15 protein-coding genes are annotated in these 15,391 nt (G+C 41.9%); 10 read left to right on the top strand and 5 right to left on the bottom strand.

The window, feature by feature from the left end; all coding sequences use genetic code 11:
* Positions 1-31: 31 nt before the first annotated feature.
* On the top strand, positions 32-1,180 hold the full coding sequence (locus tag AN619_RS08190; protein ID WP_068556239.1) for a bactofilin family protein: 1,149 nt from the start codon (positions 32-34) through the stop codon (positions 1,178-1,180).
* 210 nt (positions 1,181-1,390) lie between these two features.
* Here AN619_RS08190 and AN619_RS08185 read toward each other — a convergent pair whose 3' ends face one another.
* Positions 1,391-1,654, bottom strand: coding sequence for a hypothetical protein (locus AN619_RS08185; protein ID WP_068556238.1), 264 nt, complete (start codon positions 1,652-1,654; stop codon positions 1,391-1,393).
* Between the two features lie 184 nt (positions 1,655-1,838).
* Here AN619_RS08185 and AN619_RS08180 point away from each other — a divergent pair, with 184 nt between their 5' ends.
* Both AN619_RS08180 and tsaD read left to right on the top strand, forming a co-directional pair.
* Positions 1,839-2,267: a hypothetical protein gene (locus AN619_RS08180; RefSeq protein WP_068556237.1), complete on the top strand. Its 429-nt coding sequence runs from the start codon at positions 1,839-1,841 to the stop codon at positions 2,265-2,267.
* A gap of 81 nt (positions 2,268-2,348) precedes the next feature.
* Positions 2,349-3,473 (top strand): tRNA (adenosine(37)-N6)-threonylcarbamoyltransferase complex transferase subunit TsaD, encoded by a 1,125-nt coding sequence (gene tsaD, locus AN619_RS08175; protein WP_083525049.1) that lies wholly within the window; start codon positions 2,349-2,351, stop codon positions 3,471-3,473.
* A gap of 165 nt (positions 3,474-3,638) precedes the next feature.
* On the opposite strand, the gene acpP is transcribed toward tsaD, so the two are convergent.
* The 3 genes from acpP to AN619_RS08160 all read right to left on the bottom strand — a co-directional run bounded on the left by acpP (position 3,639) and on the right by AN619_RS08160 (position 7,009).
* Entirely contained in the window at positions 3,639-3,869 is a 231-nt protein-coding gene (gene acpP / locus AN619_RS08170; RefSeq protein WP_068556236.1) for an acyl carrier protein, read from the bottom strand.
* Positions 3,870-4,156: 287 nt separating this feature from the next.
* The gene (locus AN619_RS08165; protein WP_157064959.1) at positions 4,157-4,699 is read right to left on the bottom strand and encodes a hypothetical protein; all 543 of its coding nucleotides are present in this window, start codon (positions 4,697-4,699) and stop codon (positions 4,157-4,159) included.
* Positions 4,700-5,092: 393 nt separating this feature from the next.
* Positions 5,093-7,009 (bottom strand): ABC-F family ATP-binding cassette domain-containing protein, encoded by a 1,917-nt coding sequence (locus AN619_RS08160; RefSeq protein ID WP_068556234.1) that lies wholly within the window; start codon positions 7,007-7,009, stop codon positions 5,093-5,095.
* A 199-nt stretch (positions 7,010-7,208) separates the two neighbouring features.
* On the opposite strand from AN619_RS08160, the gene AN619_RS08155 reads away from it, so the two are divergent.
* The 5 genes from AN619_RS08155 (at position 7,209) to AN619_RS08135 (ending at position 12,164) form a co-directional block, all read left to right on the top strand.
* Entirely contained in the window at positions 7,209-7,865 is a 657-nt protein-coding gene (locus tag AN619_RS08155; protein ID WP_068556233.1) for a redox-sensing transcriptional repressor Rex, read from the top strand.
* Positions 7,866-8,266: 401 nt separating this feature from the next.
* On the top strand, positions 8,267-9,406 hold the full coding sequence (locus AN619_RS08150) for an acyl-CoA dehydrogenase (RefSeq protein ID WP_068556232.1): 1,140 nt from the start codon (positions 8,267-8,269) through the stop codon (positions 9,404-9,406).
* A gap of 157 nt (positions 9,407-9,563) precedes the next feature.
* On the top strand, positions 9,564-10,352 hold the full coding sequence (gene etfB / locus AN619_RS08145; protein ID WP_068556231.1) for an electron transfer flavoprotein subunit beta: 789 nt from the start codon (positions 9,564-9,566) through the stop codon (positions 10,350-10,352).
* A gap of 21 nt (positions 10,353-10,373) precedes the next feature.
* Positions 10,374-11,603, top strand: a complete 1,230-nt coding sequence (locus tag AN619_RS08140; protein WP_068556230.1) for an electron transfer flavoprotein subunit alpha — start codon at positions 10,374-10,376, stop codon at positions 11,601-11,603.
* Positions 11,604-11,714: 111 nt separating this feature from the next.
* The gene (locus AN619_RS08135; protein WP_068556229.1) at positions 11,715-12,164 is read left to right on the top strand and encodes a MarR family winged helix-turn-helix transcriptional regulator; all 450 of its coding nucleotides are present in this window, start codon (positions 11,715-11,717) and stop codon (positions 12,162-12,164) included.
* A gap of 53 nt (positions 12,165-12,217) precedes the next feature.
* Here the strand turns inward: AN619_RS08135 and AN619_RS08130 are convergent, their stop codons facing one another.
* Positions 12,218-12,388, bottom strand: coding sequence for a DUF362 domain-containing protein (locus AN619_RS08130; RefSeq protein ID WP_068556228.1), 171 nt, complete (start codon positions 12,386-12,388; stop codon positions 12,218-12,220).
* Positions 12,389-12,643: 255 nt separating this feature from the next.
* Between AN619_RS08130 and AN619_RS08125 the strand changes: the two genes are divergently transcribed.
* Both AN619_RS08125 and gdhA read left to right on the top strand, forming a co-directional pair.
* Positions 12,644-13,456, top strand: a complete 813-nt coding sequence (locus tag AN619_RS08125) for an Asp23/Gls24 family envelope stress response protein (protein WP_068556227.1) — start codon at positions 12,644-12,646, stop codon at positions 13,454-13,456.
* A gap of 378 nt (positions 13,457-13,834) precedes the next feature.
* On the top strand, positions 13,835-15,181 hold the full coding sequence (gene gdhA, locus AN619_RS08120) for an NADP-specific glutamate dehydrogenase (RefSeq protein WP_068556226.1): 1,347 nt from the start codon (positions 13,835-13,837) through the stop codon (positions 15,179-15,181).
* Positions 15,182-15,391: the final 210 nt, after the last annotated feature.

Raw genomic sequence — 15,391 nt, 5'->3', positions numbered from 1 at the left:
TAAGAGATGTCAATCATAGGAGGCTGATCGTATGAAAAAATTTATGCACATATGGATGATTTTTCTTTTGGTTTGTTTGTTGCCTGGTATCTCCTTTGCCGATAATGGCGAGGAATCCAACATGATCGTAAAAAAGGATGAGATCATTGAAAAAGATTTTTTTGCAGCCGGAAACTTCATAAGAAATCATGGAGAAATCCGAGGGGATATTTTTGCAGCGGGGGAAGAATTTGAAAACACAGGGGTTGTGATGGGAGATATACTTGCCATCGGCGGCAATAGCAGGATCGGGGGGCAGGTAAAGGGTGACATGCGGATTGCCGGAGGAAATGTTACCATCACAGGAGACATCGGCAAAAATGTTACGGCCTTTTCAGGGAATTTTCTCCTAGCGGAAGGGGCTGCTGTAGACGGAAGCATCAACGTCTTTGCAGGGACTGTGGTGATTGATGGTATAGTCGGGGGCGACTTGCGGGCCGGATCCGGTACGATACAGATTAACGGCCTAGTCAAGGGAGATGCAAGACTCAATGCAGATCAGATCCGTTTTGGTCCCCAGGGAAAAATTGAGGGGAATCTCCAGTACACCAGCGAAAAAAAAATCACCATTCCTGAAGGTGTGGTTTCGGGAAGTGTAGAATATAAACAGCCCCATACGGGAATGGATAAAAGAATGAAAAAGGCAGAGGAAGGTTTGAAAACCTTCAATATCCTATGGAAAGCTGTTGGAATCATTACTTATTTGATCATTGCTGCAATTCTCGTGCTTGTCTTTGGGAATTTCATGGATAAAACAGCAATTACCATTGAAAGGAAGCCGTGGCACGCCGTAGGCATAGGAGTGGTGGGGCTGATTGTCACACCCATTGCCGCCATATTGCTGATGTTTACGGTTATCGGTATTCCCTTGGGGATCATATCCTTGGTGCTATACGGGCTTATGCTGTATCTGGCCAAACTGCCGGGAGCCCTGTGGCTGGGAAAAATCATTCTAAAGAACGAAGAAAAACCCTTGTTGCCTATGCTTTTGGGGGTATTCATTCTGATGTTGGTATCCTATGTGCCCTATCTGGGAGGATTTGTTTCTTTGGTAGCCATACTGTTTGGTATAGGGGCGTATCTGTATAATATTAAGGAAGCCATCGAAAACAGCAGAAAACCCAAAATCGTGGAAGACTAATAAACAAATCGGGTGAAAGGACTTCACCCGGCAGACTGAAGACAAGGCAATACAATGTTCATAAACCCTTGAGATTTTGGCTTCGTCGCGAATCAGCAAGCCGCTTTTTTCCTTTTTTTATTTTAGAAAAGCGGCGCAGGTCTGAGCAGGAAGCCAAATCTCAAGGGTTTGTTTGCAATTGGTCGTGGAAAAGGGCTTCGCCCGGTTTTTTTATGGGGCCAAATCCTCATGTCTCCTATGGGATTCTATATTTTCCTCTGCTGCACTTTCTCCGATGATAAGATTCACAAAGTTTGTTTGATCCACTGCCGTTAAAAGGCCGTCGGGCATAATATTCCCATCACTTAATCTCTGCAAAAAGGATTCATTTTCATTGGACATATAGGTCATTTTTCTTTTGCGGTTGGCGGTGCCTTCCTTATGATATTCTTTTCCTTCCACACGGGGTTCTGTGCCATGATCTTTGTACTCCATGCAGCGTTTCTCTCCTTTCCATATCCCTTATTCTAGATTTTACTATTAGTATTTCTAAAAAAGAGCAGATATATAATGGAAATCACTTGGGAGAATAAGATAACAAATTCTTCGGGTGATGCATATGGTAATAGAAAGATGTTTTTGCTGAATTTTTCGAAAATCAATGGAGGAGTTGAAAAAAATGGGAGAAGAAGCAGCAAGGCAAGCCATCAGTCTGTTCAACATGGACTATCTTTCCTCGGTGACCACCATGGTTTTGGCAGTGAATTTGATTACCCAGGTGATCAAGGAAGTGTTTCTAAATGAAAAAACGAAAGAAATGGTTCCAAAATTAATTGCTCTTCTTGCATCTTTTGTGGTAATTTCTGTGCATCACTATACCCAATGGGTTAAAAACCCGGCTGTTTTTCATGGATCTTTGATAGAATTCATATTTCTTATTTTCCTCAACAGCATATTAATTGCGGGATTGGCCATGGGAAACTATAAGGTGCTCAATCTGACGAAAGATAGGGAAGTCAGAAAAATGAGGGAGCAAATAGGCGACATTGAAAAAGAGGTCGCCCCAAGAAACGATTCTTTTAGGGAAGAGAAGGGAGAACTGCATTAATGGATAGAAATCATTTTGCGATTTTCTCCTTATTTGGATATAATAAAGAAGATATACAAAAGATAAGTGCAGGTGATTCATATGAAGAATCCTATCAAGGGAAAAAATGGAGAATACTTATTAACGTTAGCCATAGAGACAAGCTGTGATGAAACTTCTGCCGCCGTTTTGAAAAACGGGCGAGAGGTTCTTTCCAATGTGATTTCATCCCAAACGGAATTGCATAAAAAGTTTGGGGGAGTTGTGCCGGAGGTAGCTTCTCGAAAGCATGTGGAAAACGTGGATATGGTGATACAAGAGGCATTAGATCTTGCTGGCGTTTCTTTTAAGGAAATTGATCAAATCGGTGTAACCTATGGCCCAGGATTGGTGGGAGCCTTGCTGGTGGGTGTATCTGTGGCAAAGGCTATGGCCTACGCTTTGAATATTCCCCTCATTGGGGTCAATCATATAGAGGGCCATATTTATGCAAACTTTATTGAGGACCCCCAGCTTCAGCCGCCCTTTTTATGCCTGATCGTATCGGGAGGACATTCCCATCTGGCTTATGTGAAGGATTATGGTGAATATGAAATTATGGGCAAAACGAGGGATGATGCTGTGGGAGAAGCCTTTGACAAAGTGGCCAGAGCTATCGGTTTAGGATACCCCGGAGGACCGTTGATTGATCAATTAGCAAAGAAGGGAAATCCTGAGGCTATTTATTTTCCAAGGGTTTATCTGGAAAACGGCAGCCTTGATTTCAGCTTTAGCGGTTTGAAATCGGCGGTATTAAATTACCTTCATACCCAGAGACAGAAGGGAAAGGAAATCATTGTAGAGAATGTGGCCGCTGCTTTCCAGCAAGCTGTCATAGAAGTGCTGGTAAACAAGACATTGGAAGGTGCAAGAAGAAAAGGAGCAGACAAAATCGTGTTGGCCGGAGGAGTGGCGGCCAACAGCGCCTTGAGACAGACCTTAAAAATGGAGGCAGAAAAAATAGGAATCAAGGTGAAGTATCCATCCCTTGATCTGTGTACCGACAATGGGGCCATGATCGGCTGTGCTGCCTACTATAACTATTTGAAAGGATATACGGCTGATTTATATTTGAATGCAGTACCAAACCTAAAGCTTGGGGAGGTATATGAGAACAAAACAAATTACCCCCAACCCCATGTGCATCAAATTGTGGATGAGAATGTGGATAATGGGGATAAACGATAGAATTCAGGGAAAAACTGTTTTCCTGTGTGGATAAAAATGTGGATTCTGTGGAAAACTTGTGGATGAAAATACGCACATTTCCCCCATAGAATATATATGCCCTTTTTATTCAAAAAAGAACCAAAAAAGAACAAAAAAAATAAAATGTAGTTTGGATAGTCCAAACTACATTTTTTCTTCAACGTATCTTACGATATCACCGATATTTTTGAAGGCTTCTGCATCTTCATCGGGAATTTCCACATCAAACTCATCTTCGATAGCCATAATAATTTCAACGGCATCTAAAGAGTCTGCCTCCAAATCTCTCATTAGAGAAGTTTGCATGGTGATGTCAGCATCATCCTCTAAACCTAATTGCTCAATAATGATTTCTTTTATTTTTTCAAATACCATCTTTGTATGACCTCCCTTAAATAATTTTTATAATTACCACCAAGGTGGAATTTGACGTGTTTATTTTACCATATACCGATAAAAAATACTACAGAAAGATTTAAAAAACATAGAACAAAACTTGTCTTTCTTTACATTAAGTTTAACATATAACCAGCCTACTATACATCAATTTTTCTTCTCTTTCTTTCGACGTATTGATGGATTTCTTGACATGTGACAGCGTGACAGAGAACCGTCCCCTGTCACTGTCACGGGTTAATAATTACGAAGAAGATAACGAATTATCATTCGCTATCTTCTTTTATTTCCCATATTTCAAATTTAACTGGATAAAAATTATATACCTTTCTGCCTATCTCTAAATTATCAGTAGGTTTCGGATCGACATAAGCATGGATCCTAACAACCATATTTGGCTTTAATCTTTCATAAAGCAACACTCTTTCTAAGTCAGTATCCAGCAAATAATATGTCGCATAATATTTTAAATCATCGGCCCCCCTAAAAATAGCTTGAGCTCCCAGATTCATTAAGCCAGAGCCCCCCAAATATTGTCCTCTAATTATTACTAAGTCTTTTGAATTTTTATTTAATTTAGCTGCCTCCGGACAACCAAACTCAGCTACTTTTTCGCCATTTTCAAGGATATTTAATACTTCTTCACTTTGTAATTCATCAAATGGGCGCCAGTATTTATCAGGAAATGTCTCTATTGTCCACGACCCATTTTTACAATCAATTATCTCCGTAGTATTATCCCATGTTAATCCAGGGGGAATCATTTCTTGTTTATCTTTCATTATATACTTATTTGTCATTGCATACACCATAGAAAATCCTAATACAAATAGACACAAAAATAGGATTAATTTTCGCATATATACCCCCGTGAATCATTTTTTATAACACATAGGGAAATTATGTACTTTCATAAATTGTGGATAAGGCATAAATTCCGTCATGTGTTTCAACAAAGTCTTCCTTTAAATCTTCCAACGGAAGACTTTGTTATTTTCGCATTGCAATACTATGGAAATTATACCATAGTATAAGTGTTTTGCAAGTATTTTATTTCCATATATTTCAAAAAACATTGTTTTTACTTTAGGCAACTTTTTAACTATATATCGAGGATATTTCATAATTCAAAAATCAAAACTTATGAAACATAGTAATAGCACGTTACAGAGAACTGTCCCCTCTCACGGTTTTTTCTAGGATTATTCTATATATGTTTCCCATTGGCCATACAGATATTCCAATTCCTCTTTGAGGGCATTGGTTTCTTCGTGGACCTCTTTGCTTCGCTGGGGATTGGCATATACTTCTTCCTGACACATCAAGGCTTCCAGTTCGGCCATGCGTTCTTCGATCATGAAGATTCTTGTTTCGATGGATTCCTGCTCCTTTTTTCTCTTTTTTGCTTCTTCCCGCTTTTCCCTTTCTCTTCTCTTTTCATCCTTCATTTGGGTCTTTGTTTTCTGCCCATCGGTTTCTTCAACAACAGGATTTTGGAATTCCCGTTTCTTTTCTTGATAATACCGATAGTTGCCCAGATATTCTTTTATGCCGTCGGGGGACAATTCCAGGATCTTATTGGTTACTTTATTTAGAAAATATCGGTCATGGGAAATGACCAGGAGGGTGCCGTCATAGTTGATTAAGGCCTCCTCCAGCACTTCTTTGGAGGCAATGTCCAGATGATTGGTCGGCTCGTCCATCAGCAGAAAATTCGCTTTGGAGAGCATCAGCTTTAAGAGGGCTATCCGGCTTTTTTCCCCGCCGCTGAGGTAGGCAATGGTCTTGAAAACATCATCATTGCTGAACAGAAAGGAACCCAAAAGGGTGCGGACTTCTGTCTGGGTCAACAGGATATTTTCTTTCCAGATTTCATCGATGACGGTATTGGAAAGATTCAGATCGGATTGTTCTTGATCATAATAGCCCAGGTGAACATGATAACCTGTTTTGATCTGGCCGGCGTTGTAGTCTATTTTACCCAGGATGATTTTCAGCAGGGTAGATTTTCCAATGCCGTTGGGGCCGATAAGACCGATTTTGTCTCCCCGATGCACATCAAAGCTGACATTTTCAAAAAGTTTATTTTCACCAAAGTACTTGCACAGGTTTTCTGCTTTCAGTACGTCATCGCCACTTTTGATTCTGGTTTCGAAGCGAATGTTTGTCCTTTTGTTATAGCATAAGGGCTTGTCCACAAGTTCCATATGCTCCAAGCGTTTTTCTCGACTTTTTGCCCGATTCGCCAGTTTTTCCGTTCCATGCTGCTTAAATCGGCGAATCATTTCTTCTTGTCTTGCAATTTCCTTTTGCTGTTCCTCATATTCCTTGAGTTTTTGCTCATACAGTATTTTTTTCTTTTCCACATAATCGCTGTAATTGCCATTGTAAATAGTCAGTTTTCTGTGCTCAATTTCAAAGATTTTATTTGCAATTTCATCTAAAAAATAACGGTCATGGGATATGGTCAGGATTGTGCCGGGGTAAGACTTCAAAAATGCTTCCAACCATTCGGTGGCTTCGATATCCAAGTGATTCGTGGGCTCGTCCAGCATGAGGATATCAGGTTTTCCCAGAAGAAGCTTGGCCAGATGCAAGCGGGTTTTTTGCCCACCGCTCAACTGATAGATGGGTTGATCAAATTCTTCCTCGCAAAACCCGAGCCCCTTTAAGACACCGCGGATTTCACTCCTGTAGCCGTAACCATTCCTGTTTTGAAACTCTTCCGACAGGCGGGCGTAGTCCTCCATCAGATGCTGCAGGGCATCGTGATCGCTATGCTGTCCCGCTGTGGCAATCTGCTGTTCCAAAATCCTCAGTTTTTCTTCCATAGCTATTAGATCATCAAAAACATGGAGGGCCTCCTGAAAAATCGTATTCTCCGGTGCAAGGGCAGCACTTTGTTCCAGATACCCGATGGAAAGATTCTTTGACAGGTAGATATCCCCTTCATCATAGGGATACTGACCGGTTAATATTCTAAAGAGAGTGGTTTTCCCGGCTCCATTGGCACCTACAATTCCCACCTTTTCTCCTTGGCTCACAGAGAAGGAAACATGATCTAGAATGCAATCTATACCAAAGGATTTTGATAGATTGTTGCAAGATAATATAATCATAAAAATCCCCCATATGTTCAAGTCAATTCATTCTACTTTATTGTACCAAAAAAGCAGCATAAGTAAAATCCTTAGCTATATCATGCAGAAAATACGGAAAAATACGTGTAAATAATCTTTATGGGCCATCAAATTGACAAATTTATATCAAAATGCTATAATATTAAACAAAAAATTATAAAAATGGGAGAAGATATGGATGGAGAAAGATAGTACGAAAATTTCCATGGCTGTTATCCGAAGGCTGCCAAAATATCATAGATATTTAAAAGATCTTTTAGACAAAAATATTACAAGAATATCTTCCAAGGAATTGAGCAGAGTGATTGGCTTTACAGCCTCCCAAATCAGACAGGATCTGAATAATTTTGGAGGTTTTGGACAACAGGGCTACGGCTACAATGTGGACGCATTGTACTATGAGATAGGAAAAATATTGGGTTTGGATAGAACTTATCGTACAATCATTGTAGGAGCCGGAAATCTGGGTCAGGCCATTGCTAATTATACGAATTTTGAAAAGGCTGGTTTTGTACCAAAGGCCATGTTTGATATGAATCCAAAATTAATCGGATTAAAGATTCGAGATATTGAAATCAAAGACATCGATACCGTCGAAGAATATATTAAAGAAAACAACATTGATATCGGGATTATCTGTACACCGGGCCCCCAAGCCCAAAGTGTGGCAGACAGATTGGTAAAGGGCAAGATCAAAGGAATATGGAATTTTGCGCCCGTGGATTTGAAGGTCCCGGCCCATGTGGTAGTGGAAAATGTCCATCTGAGTGAGAGTCTATTTACGCTGTCTTTCTTGCTAAAGCACTGTCAGAACGAATCCTCAGGAACTCTTTAGGAAGGGGTGGTCTAGGTCTATGGCAGCTTTGATCTGCTGTAGATGTATCTGTACAGAATTATGCACAGTGTACGGAGAAGTAGACAGTTGTTTGTCATGTGATTAACGAACTTTTACAAAAAAGAAGATGAAACAACAAAAAGTGTACAGTTTTTTGTACACTTTTTTGTTTTGTATCAAGTACAAGGCAGATATACTAATTTTTGATTCCATGTTTTCCCAAAAGGGCTGCAGGGAAGCCAAGGGCCTAAAATGGCAGGGGCAAGGAAGAGGAATGAGTCGATGTTGAAGACATTGTAGATTTATTAACAAAAATCTTGCAACTGGCATGATTCATGCATGACATTTCCGATGGCGCTGTGAAAAAAATATCACATTTGCATATAGAGGAGGGAATCAAGGTGCATTTTCAATTGACGAGAGAACAGGAAATGGTTAGAAAAATGATGAGGGATTTTACTGAAAACGAGGTTAGACCTTTGGCGGCAGAAATTGATGAAACAGGACGATTTCCTATGGAAACCGTTGAAAAAATGAATCGATACGGTATGATGGGAATGATCATCCCCAAGGAATACGGTGGGGCCGGAGCCGATGAAATTTCTTATGCCATTGCAGTAGAAGAGCTTTCAAGGGCATGTGCTACTACCGGCGTTATTTGTTCTGCCCACAATTCTCTGGCATGTTGGCCCATTTGGAAATATGGTACAGAAGAACAAAAACAAAAATACTTGATGCCTTTGGCAAAGGGAGAAAAATTGGGGGCTTTTGGCTTGACGGAGCCCAATGCCGGAACCGATGCCGCAGGACAGCAGACGACGGCTGTGCTGGATGGAGATGCTTGGGTGTTAAACGGTACAAAGATCTTTATCACCAACGGTGGAACGGCAGATATTTATGTGATTTTTGCCATGACCGACAAGTCCAAAGGGGTGAAGGGGATTTCCGCTTTTATCGTGGAGAAAGGCACATCCGGTTTTAGCATTGGAAAGAAGGAAAAAAAGATGGGTATCAGGGGATCGGCTACCACGGAGCTGATTTTTGAAAATTGCAGAATTCCAAAGGAAAACCTGCTGGGAACTCAAGGGAAAGGCTTTGCCATTGCCATGTCCACCCTTGACGGCGGCAGAATCGGAATTGCAGCCCAAGCCTTAGGGATAGCCCAAGGGGCCTTGGACGAGACCGTCAAATATATTCAACAAAGGGAGCAGTTTGGGAAACCTATTGGGAAATTTCAAGCCTTGCAATTTGAGGTCGCAGATATGGAAACGAGGGTCAATGCGTCCCGCTGGCTAGTATACAATGCAGCGTGGAGAAAGTCGGCAGGCCTATCTTACGGAAAAGAGGCAGCCATGGCAAAACTCTTTGCAGCAGAAACAGCCATGTATGTAACCACCAAGGCCGTACAACTCCACGGTGGATACGGATATACCCAGGATTATCCCGTGGAGCGCATGATGAGGGACGCCAAAATTACGGAGATCTACGAAGGAACTTCCGAAGTACAAAGAATGGTCATTGCGGGGGCAGTAATCCGCTGAAGATAAGGCCATCGATGGAAAGCGTCGGATCATTTGCAAATCCATATGTTTTATGGATTCCAACGGGCGGCCGATGTTATTGATAAAAAAATCTTTGTTGCAAGACTTTTAGATTTTCTATTCATGGACATGGCAAGAAAGAGGGAGGAGAAGAAGGATGAAGATAATTGTTTGCGTAAAGCAAGTTCCTGATACAAACGAAGTAAAAATTGATCCGGTGAAGGGGACCTTGATCCGGGACGGGGTTCCGAGCATTTTGAACCCCGACGACAAAAATGCTTTGGAAGAGGCCCTGCGGCTTAAAGATAAGATGGAGGACGTACAGGTTACAGTGATTACCATGGGACCGCCCCAAGCCGACGAAGTATTAAGGGAGTGTTTGGCCATGGGGGCCGATGAAGCCATACTTTTGAGCGATAAGGCCTTTGCCGGTGCCGATACTTGGGCCACATCCAATACACTGGCGGCAGCCATTCGCAAAATTGGGGATTATGATATTATCTTTGCAGGGAGGCAGGCCATCGATGGTGATACGGCCCAAGTGGGGCCCCAGTTGGCGGAGAGGCTGGGGATTCCACAAGTTTCCTATGTACAGGAGTTTGAAATGGATGGAGATACAATTCGGGTGCAAAGAGCCTTGGAAGATGGGTATGAGATCATTAAAGCAAGAAAGCCCGTATTGCTGACGGCCATCAAAGAGCTGAACAAACCGAGATATATGTCTATCGGAGGCATTTATGATGCCTTCCGGGAAAAGGAAGTAAAGGTATGGACTTTGGCCGATATTGATGTAAAAAAGGATGAAGTGGGACTAGAAGCTTCTCCTACCCAGGTAAAACGTTCCTTTACACCGGAGCCCAAAGGAAAAGGCGTGATGCTCCAGGGAACCACCAAAGAGATGGTAGAGCAATTGGTAATCCATTTGAAGCAAAAACACGTGATATAGGGGAGAAATGGAGGGAGACAGATGGCGATTTTGGTATTAGAAGATCAATGTATCGGATGTAGGTTGTGTTTAAAGGCTTGTCCTTTTGATGCCATTGAAATGGTGGGCAAGAAGGCGGTGATCAACGACAAATGCGTGGCGTGCGGCGCTTGTCTGGATGCGTGCAAATTTGACGCCATCATCCGGGAAGAATGGGAAAAAGAAAAAAAGGATCTTGCCCAATATAAAAATGTTTGGGTATTTGCAGAGCAGAGACAAGGAAAGATTATGCCTGTGGCCATTGAACTGTTGGGGGAAGGAAGGAAGCTGGCAGATGCAATAGGCGTTTCTCTTTGTGCTGTACTGCTGGGAAACCATGTGGAAGGATTGGCCCTGGACTTAATCCAATATGGTGCTGACAAAGTGTATCTAGGACAACATCCTCTTTTGGAAAAGTATACCACTGACGGCTACACGAAGGTATTGAGTGATCTCATCCATAAAGAAAAACCTGAAATTGTGCTGATGGGAGCCACCCATATTGGAAGGGATTTGGCGCCAAGGGTGGCTGCCAGGGTGGATACGGGATTAACGGCGGACTGTACCAAGCTGGAGATTGATCCGGAGGACAAGAAGTTGTTGCAAACCCGCCCCGCCTTTGGGGGCAACATCATGGCAACCATCATCTGTCCAAATCACAGGCCCCAAATGGCCACCGTAAGACCGGGGGTGATGGATAAAGCCAAGAAGGCAGAGGGCAGAAAAGGAGAAATCATTACTTTCTCGGTGGCTTTAGAAAAAAGTGATATCCGAACAGAGGTCGTGGAAATTGTAAAAGCCCATAAGACAAAGGTTGCTCTGGAAGAGGCAGAAGTGATTGTGGCAGGCGGCAGGGGCTTAGGCAAGGCAGAAGGCTTTGTCCTTTTGGAAAAACTGGCCGACAAGTTGGGCGGTGTAGTGGGCGCCTCCCGTGCTACGGTAGATGCAGGCTGGATTGATCATGCCCATCAGGTAGGACAAACAGGCAAAACGGTAAAGCCTAAGATTTATATTGCCTGCGGTATTTCCGGTGCAATTCAGCATATTGCCGGCATGCAAAATTCAGATATTATCATTGCTATTAACAAAAATGCCGGGGCGCCGATTTTCCAGGTGGCTGATTACGGCATTGTAGGGGATCTGTATGAGGTTGTACCTGCCCTGATGGACGCTTTAGACCGCGTGGATGACCTGATGGGTGCCCTAAGGGAAGTGGCAGCCGGGAAAGAATAGGATGTACCGATACGGGCAGTTGATCCCATGGGACAGCTGACCCGTTTTTTCTTTGAAATATATTCTCAACTATGGTATAATAGCACCAGCATATGTGGTTGGAGGATCGATATGGCAAATTATTACAAAGAAATCAATAAAATGCTGGAGAAACTGGTGCACCGCGTTTTGATTTATGACCGGGCAGGTTTTAAGAAAGGCGTAAAGACAGAAGAACTGTCCCTCTTGGATATTTACATATTGAAGAAGATTGGAGAGGAAGAAAGCAAAAAGATCTACGAGTTGGTGAATGAAATGGAAATAGACCGGGGAATCATTGCTTCTTCCACCAGCAAGCTGGTATCTTGCGGATATGTGGAAAAAGAAAAATCCCAGGAAGATAAACGGGTTTATGTTTTGCGCTTAACGGAGCAGGGCAGACAGCTATGGCATAAAAATAATGAAAAGCATGGGGAACTGTTGAATTTTGTTTTGGCGGATATTACATTGAACGAAGAGAAGGCCATCCTGAAATTTTTAAGCAAGATCAACCAAGTCATCATACAGCATAAAAAAGTGTAAAAAAAAACCCCTAGGGATTTCCTTCCGCCAGGGGATTTTTTATGTATTTCCGATTATTGTTGTACAGGGGCATCTACAGGGCATACATTTGCGCATGCTCCGCAATCAATGCATCCGTCAGCATCAATTACATACTTGTCTTCGCCAGCGCTGATTACGTTTACTGGACACTCAGGTTCGCAAGCTCCACAGCTGATGCACGCATCTGTAATTACATAAGCCATGATGAATTCCTCCTTAAAATTACTCAGAATTTGTTTAAGACAATTGTATTATAACAAAAGGGAAAAATAAGAACAATAAAGTTACGGAAAAAAAACAAGAAAAAATGTAATATATAATGATTATCATTGTATATTTATCAAAATATAGCACCCAATATTTTGCAACTGAAAGAAATGTGATAAAATAATATTATTGCGAAGGATTGGCAAGAGGGTAATTGCTGGTGGTCCATGGAGGCAGGGGGAGGATATTGCATGAAGGTCGTTGCATTGGTAGGAGAAAGCGGCACAGGAAAAAGTTATCGGGCCATTACTTTAGCCCATGAAAAAGGTTTGGATTATATTATTGATGACGGTTTATTGATCCAGCAGAATAAAGTCATTGCCGGCAAGTCTGCCAAAAGGGAGGCCACGGCGGTAGGTGCCGTGAAGAGGGCCCTTTTTCATGAGGAAGATCACCGCGCTGTTGTAAGGGATGCCATCAAAGCCCGCCCAGGAAAGGGAATTTTGATCCTAGGGACTTCTGTAAAGATGGTGGAGAAAATCGCCAAAAGATTGGAGATTGCGCCGATCCATGAATTTGTCTATATAGAAGATATTGCTACGGAGGAGGAGCGCAGGGCAGCCAGAAGACAGAGAAAAGAATTGGGAAAACATGTCATACCTGTACCTACCTTTGAAATCAAGCAGGATTTTTCCGGCTATTTTCTCGATCCTCTAAAGATATTGAGAAGAAGGAAGGACAATACCATTGATGTTTCTGAGAAATCTGTGGTAAGGCCTACTTTTAGCTATATGGGGAAGTATACCATTTCCGATAAGGTCATCAGTGATCTGGTTTCCCATGCTGCTTCTAAAATTTTGGGTGTTTCCAAGGTTTCCAAGGTTGACGTGATCACGGGGGCGAATGGCATTGTGATCAATATGGACGCAGTCATGGTGTATGGAAATCCTTTGCGGGTATTGGCCAGGCAAATTCAAGCGCAGATAAAGAAAGAGGTAGAATATATGACTGCGCTGAATATTTTGGCGGTGAATATAACCATAAAAACTTTGATCGTTATTTGATCGTTATTTGATATAGAGTGTTTACAAAAAAAAATGAGTGTGATATAATTTCCTAGGAACAAAGGACAGGCAGTTGTTCACCTTTGGAAAACATTTTCATAGGAATTTCGTTGTGCGTTTGCCATTTTTTTTTACAGATTCTGGGTTAAAAAATTAACAAATTCAGATAATTGAAATAATAGCATATAAAAAATGCAAAAGCAGATAATAGAATTGTATCAGATGCAGTCAACTGCAATGGGTTCTCGTATTTTGGGGCAATAGCGTGGCTGGCAATAGAATTTAGATGAAGCTTGTGAGGAAGGGACCTGCGTAGTCATCTGAATTGTCATTGCATGCCATGTGATTATTTAAATAAAAAAAGGGAGAAGTGATGTCATGAATACTTATGTTCAACAAGTACTTGAAACCGTTAAGCAAAGAAATGCAAATGAGCCTGAGTTTCTGCAAGCGGTTGAAGAAGTACTGCACTCTTTAGCTCCGGTAATTGAAAAACACCCAGAATATCAAGAAGCAGGTATTCTCGAAAGAATTGTTGAGCCAGAAAGACAAATCGTATTCAGAGTACCATGGGTAGATGACAACGGTAAGGTACAAGTCAACAGAGGTTTCAGGGTACAATTCAACAGTGCTATCGGACCTTACAAAGGAGGTTTGAGATTCCATCCTTCTGTGTATCTTGGAATCATCAAATTCTTAGGATTTGAGCAAATCTTCAAAAACTCATTAACTGGTCTTCCCATCGGCGGAGGAAAAGGGGGCTCTGACTTCGACCCAAGAGGAAAATCAGATGCTGAAATCATGAGATTCTGCCAAAGCTTCATGACAGAGCTTTATAGACACATTGGACCGGATGTTGACGTTCCGGCAGGAGACATCGGTGTTGGCGCAAGAGAAATTGGTTATATGTATGGTCAATATAAGAGAATCAGAGGCGCATTCGAAAACGGAGTGCTTACTGGAAAAGGTTTAACATATGGCGGAAGCTTAATTAGACCAGAAGCCACAGGATTCGGAGTAACTTACTTTGCACAAGAAATGTTAAAGCATGAGGGCGATACTTTCGAAGGCAAGACAGTTGCCGTATCCGGTTTCGGTAATGTGGCATGGGGAGCTTGCATCAAAGTTTCTCAATTAGGCGGAAAAGTTGTTACACTGTCAGGTCCAGACGGATATATCTACGATCCAGATGGCGTAACAGGAGAGAAGATTGACTACTTAGTAGAAATGTTAAAAGAAAATAAAGGTGCACGCGTAAAAGATTACGCAGATAAGTTTGGTGTGCAATTCTTCCCAGGTGAAAAACCATGGAATGTAAAAGTAGATATCGTAATGCCATGTGCTGTTCAAAACGATATTACATTAGAGCATGCAAAACAAATCGTTGCCAACGGCGTGAAGTATGTGGTAGAAGGTGCGAACATGCCATGTACCAATGAAGCCATCGAGTACTTCCTGGCCAACGGTGTATTGGTTGGACCTGCGAAGGCTGCTAATGCTGGCGGCGTTGCTACATCTGCCCTTGAAATGTCACAAAACAGCATGAGAATGGCTTGGACAGCAGAAGAAGTAGATGCAAAACTTCACCAAATCATGATCAACATTCACAACAATGCCATGAAGGCTGCGGAAGAATATGGATATGGCTATAACCTCGTTGCAGGAGCAAACATTGCCGGATTCTTAAAAGTTGCCGAAGCAATGATGGCACAAGGTATCGTATAAAGTTAAAGATAGATTCTCAAAAGGGAATCCTGAAGAGGGGTTCCCTTTGCTTGTTTTGTTCCCTACGGGGATTTTGTACCTTCCTGCCATGGCTGCAAACCACAGCAAAAAAAGAATCATTTTACATTTTAAAGACGAATATTACATTTTGACGACAATCAAAAAATATGGGGGCAATTTATATTAAAATAGAAGAAAGGAGGGATACAG

This window comes from Thermotalea metallivorans (assembly GCF_001562415.1).
Taxonomy (GTDB): Bacteria; Bacillota; Clostridia; order Peptostreptococcales; family Thermotaleaceae; genus Thermotalea; species Thermotalea metallivorans.
This window is presented reverse-complemented; position numbering and strand designations above follow the sequence as displayed.

Excerpts from the sequence above, each read along its gene's own strand:
- AN619_RS08180 (WP_068556237.1), top strand. The coding sequence starts at position 1,839 with ATGGGAGAAGAAGCAGCAAGGCAAGCCATCAGTCTGTTCAACATGGAC.
- gdhA (WP_068556226.1), top strand. The coding sequence starts at position 13,835 with ATGAATACTTATGTTCAACAAGTACTTGAAACCGTTAAGCAAAGAAAT.
- AN619_RS08160 (WP_068556234.1), bottom strand. The coding sequence starts at position 7,009 with ATGATTATATTATCTTGCAACAATCTATCAAAATCCTTTGGTATAGAT.
- AN619_RS08155 (WP_068556233.1), top strand. The coding sequence starts at position 7,209 with ATGGAGAAAGATAGTACGAAAATTTCCATGGCTGTTATCCGAAGGCTG.
- AN619_RS08140 (WP_068556230.1), top strand. The coding sequence starts at position 10,374 with ATGGCGATTTTGGTATTAGAAGATCAATGTATCGGATGTAGGTTGTGT.
- AN619_RS08125 (WP_068556227.1), top strand. The coding sequence starts at position 12,644 with ATGAAGGTCGTTGCATTGGTAGGAGAAAGCGGCACAGGAAAAAGTTAT.
- AN619_RS08190 (WP_068556239.1), top strand. The coding sequence starts at position 32 with ATGAAAAAATTTATGCACATATGGATGATTTTTCTTTTGGTTTGTTTG.
- tsaD (WP_083525049.1), top strand. The coding sequence starts at position 2,349 with ATGAAGAATCCTATCAAGGGAAAAAATGGAGAATACTTATTAACGTTA.
- AN619_RS08135 (WP_068556229.1), top strand. The coding sequence starts at position 11,715 with ATGGCAAATTATTACAAAGAAATCAATAAAATGCTGGAGAAACTGGTG.
- etfB (WP_068556231.1), top strand. The coding sequence starts at position 9,564 with ATGAAGATAATTGTTTGCGTAAAGCAAGTTCCTGATACAAACGAAGTA.
- AN619_RS08185 (WP_068556238.1), bottom strand. The coding sequence starts at position 1,654 with ATGGAGTACAAAGATCATGGCACAGAACCCCGTGTGGAAGGAAAAGAA.
- AN619_RS08130 (WP_068556228.1), bottom strand. The coding sequence starts at position 12,388 with ATGGCTTATGTAATTACAGATGCGTGCATCAGCTGTGGAGCTTGCGAA.
- acpP (WP_068556236.1), bottom strand. The coding sequence starts at position 3,869 with ATGGTATTTGAAAAAATAAAAGAAATCATTATTGAGCAATTAGGTTTA.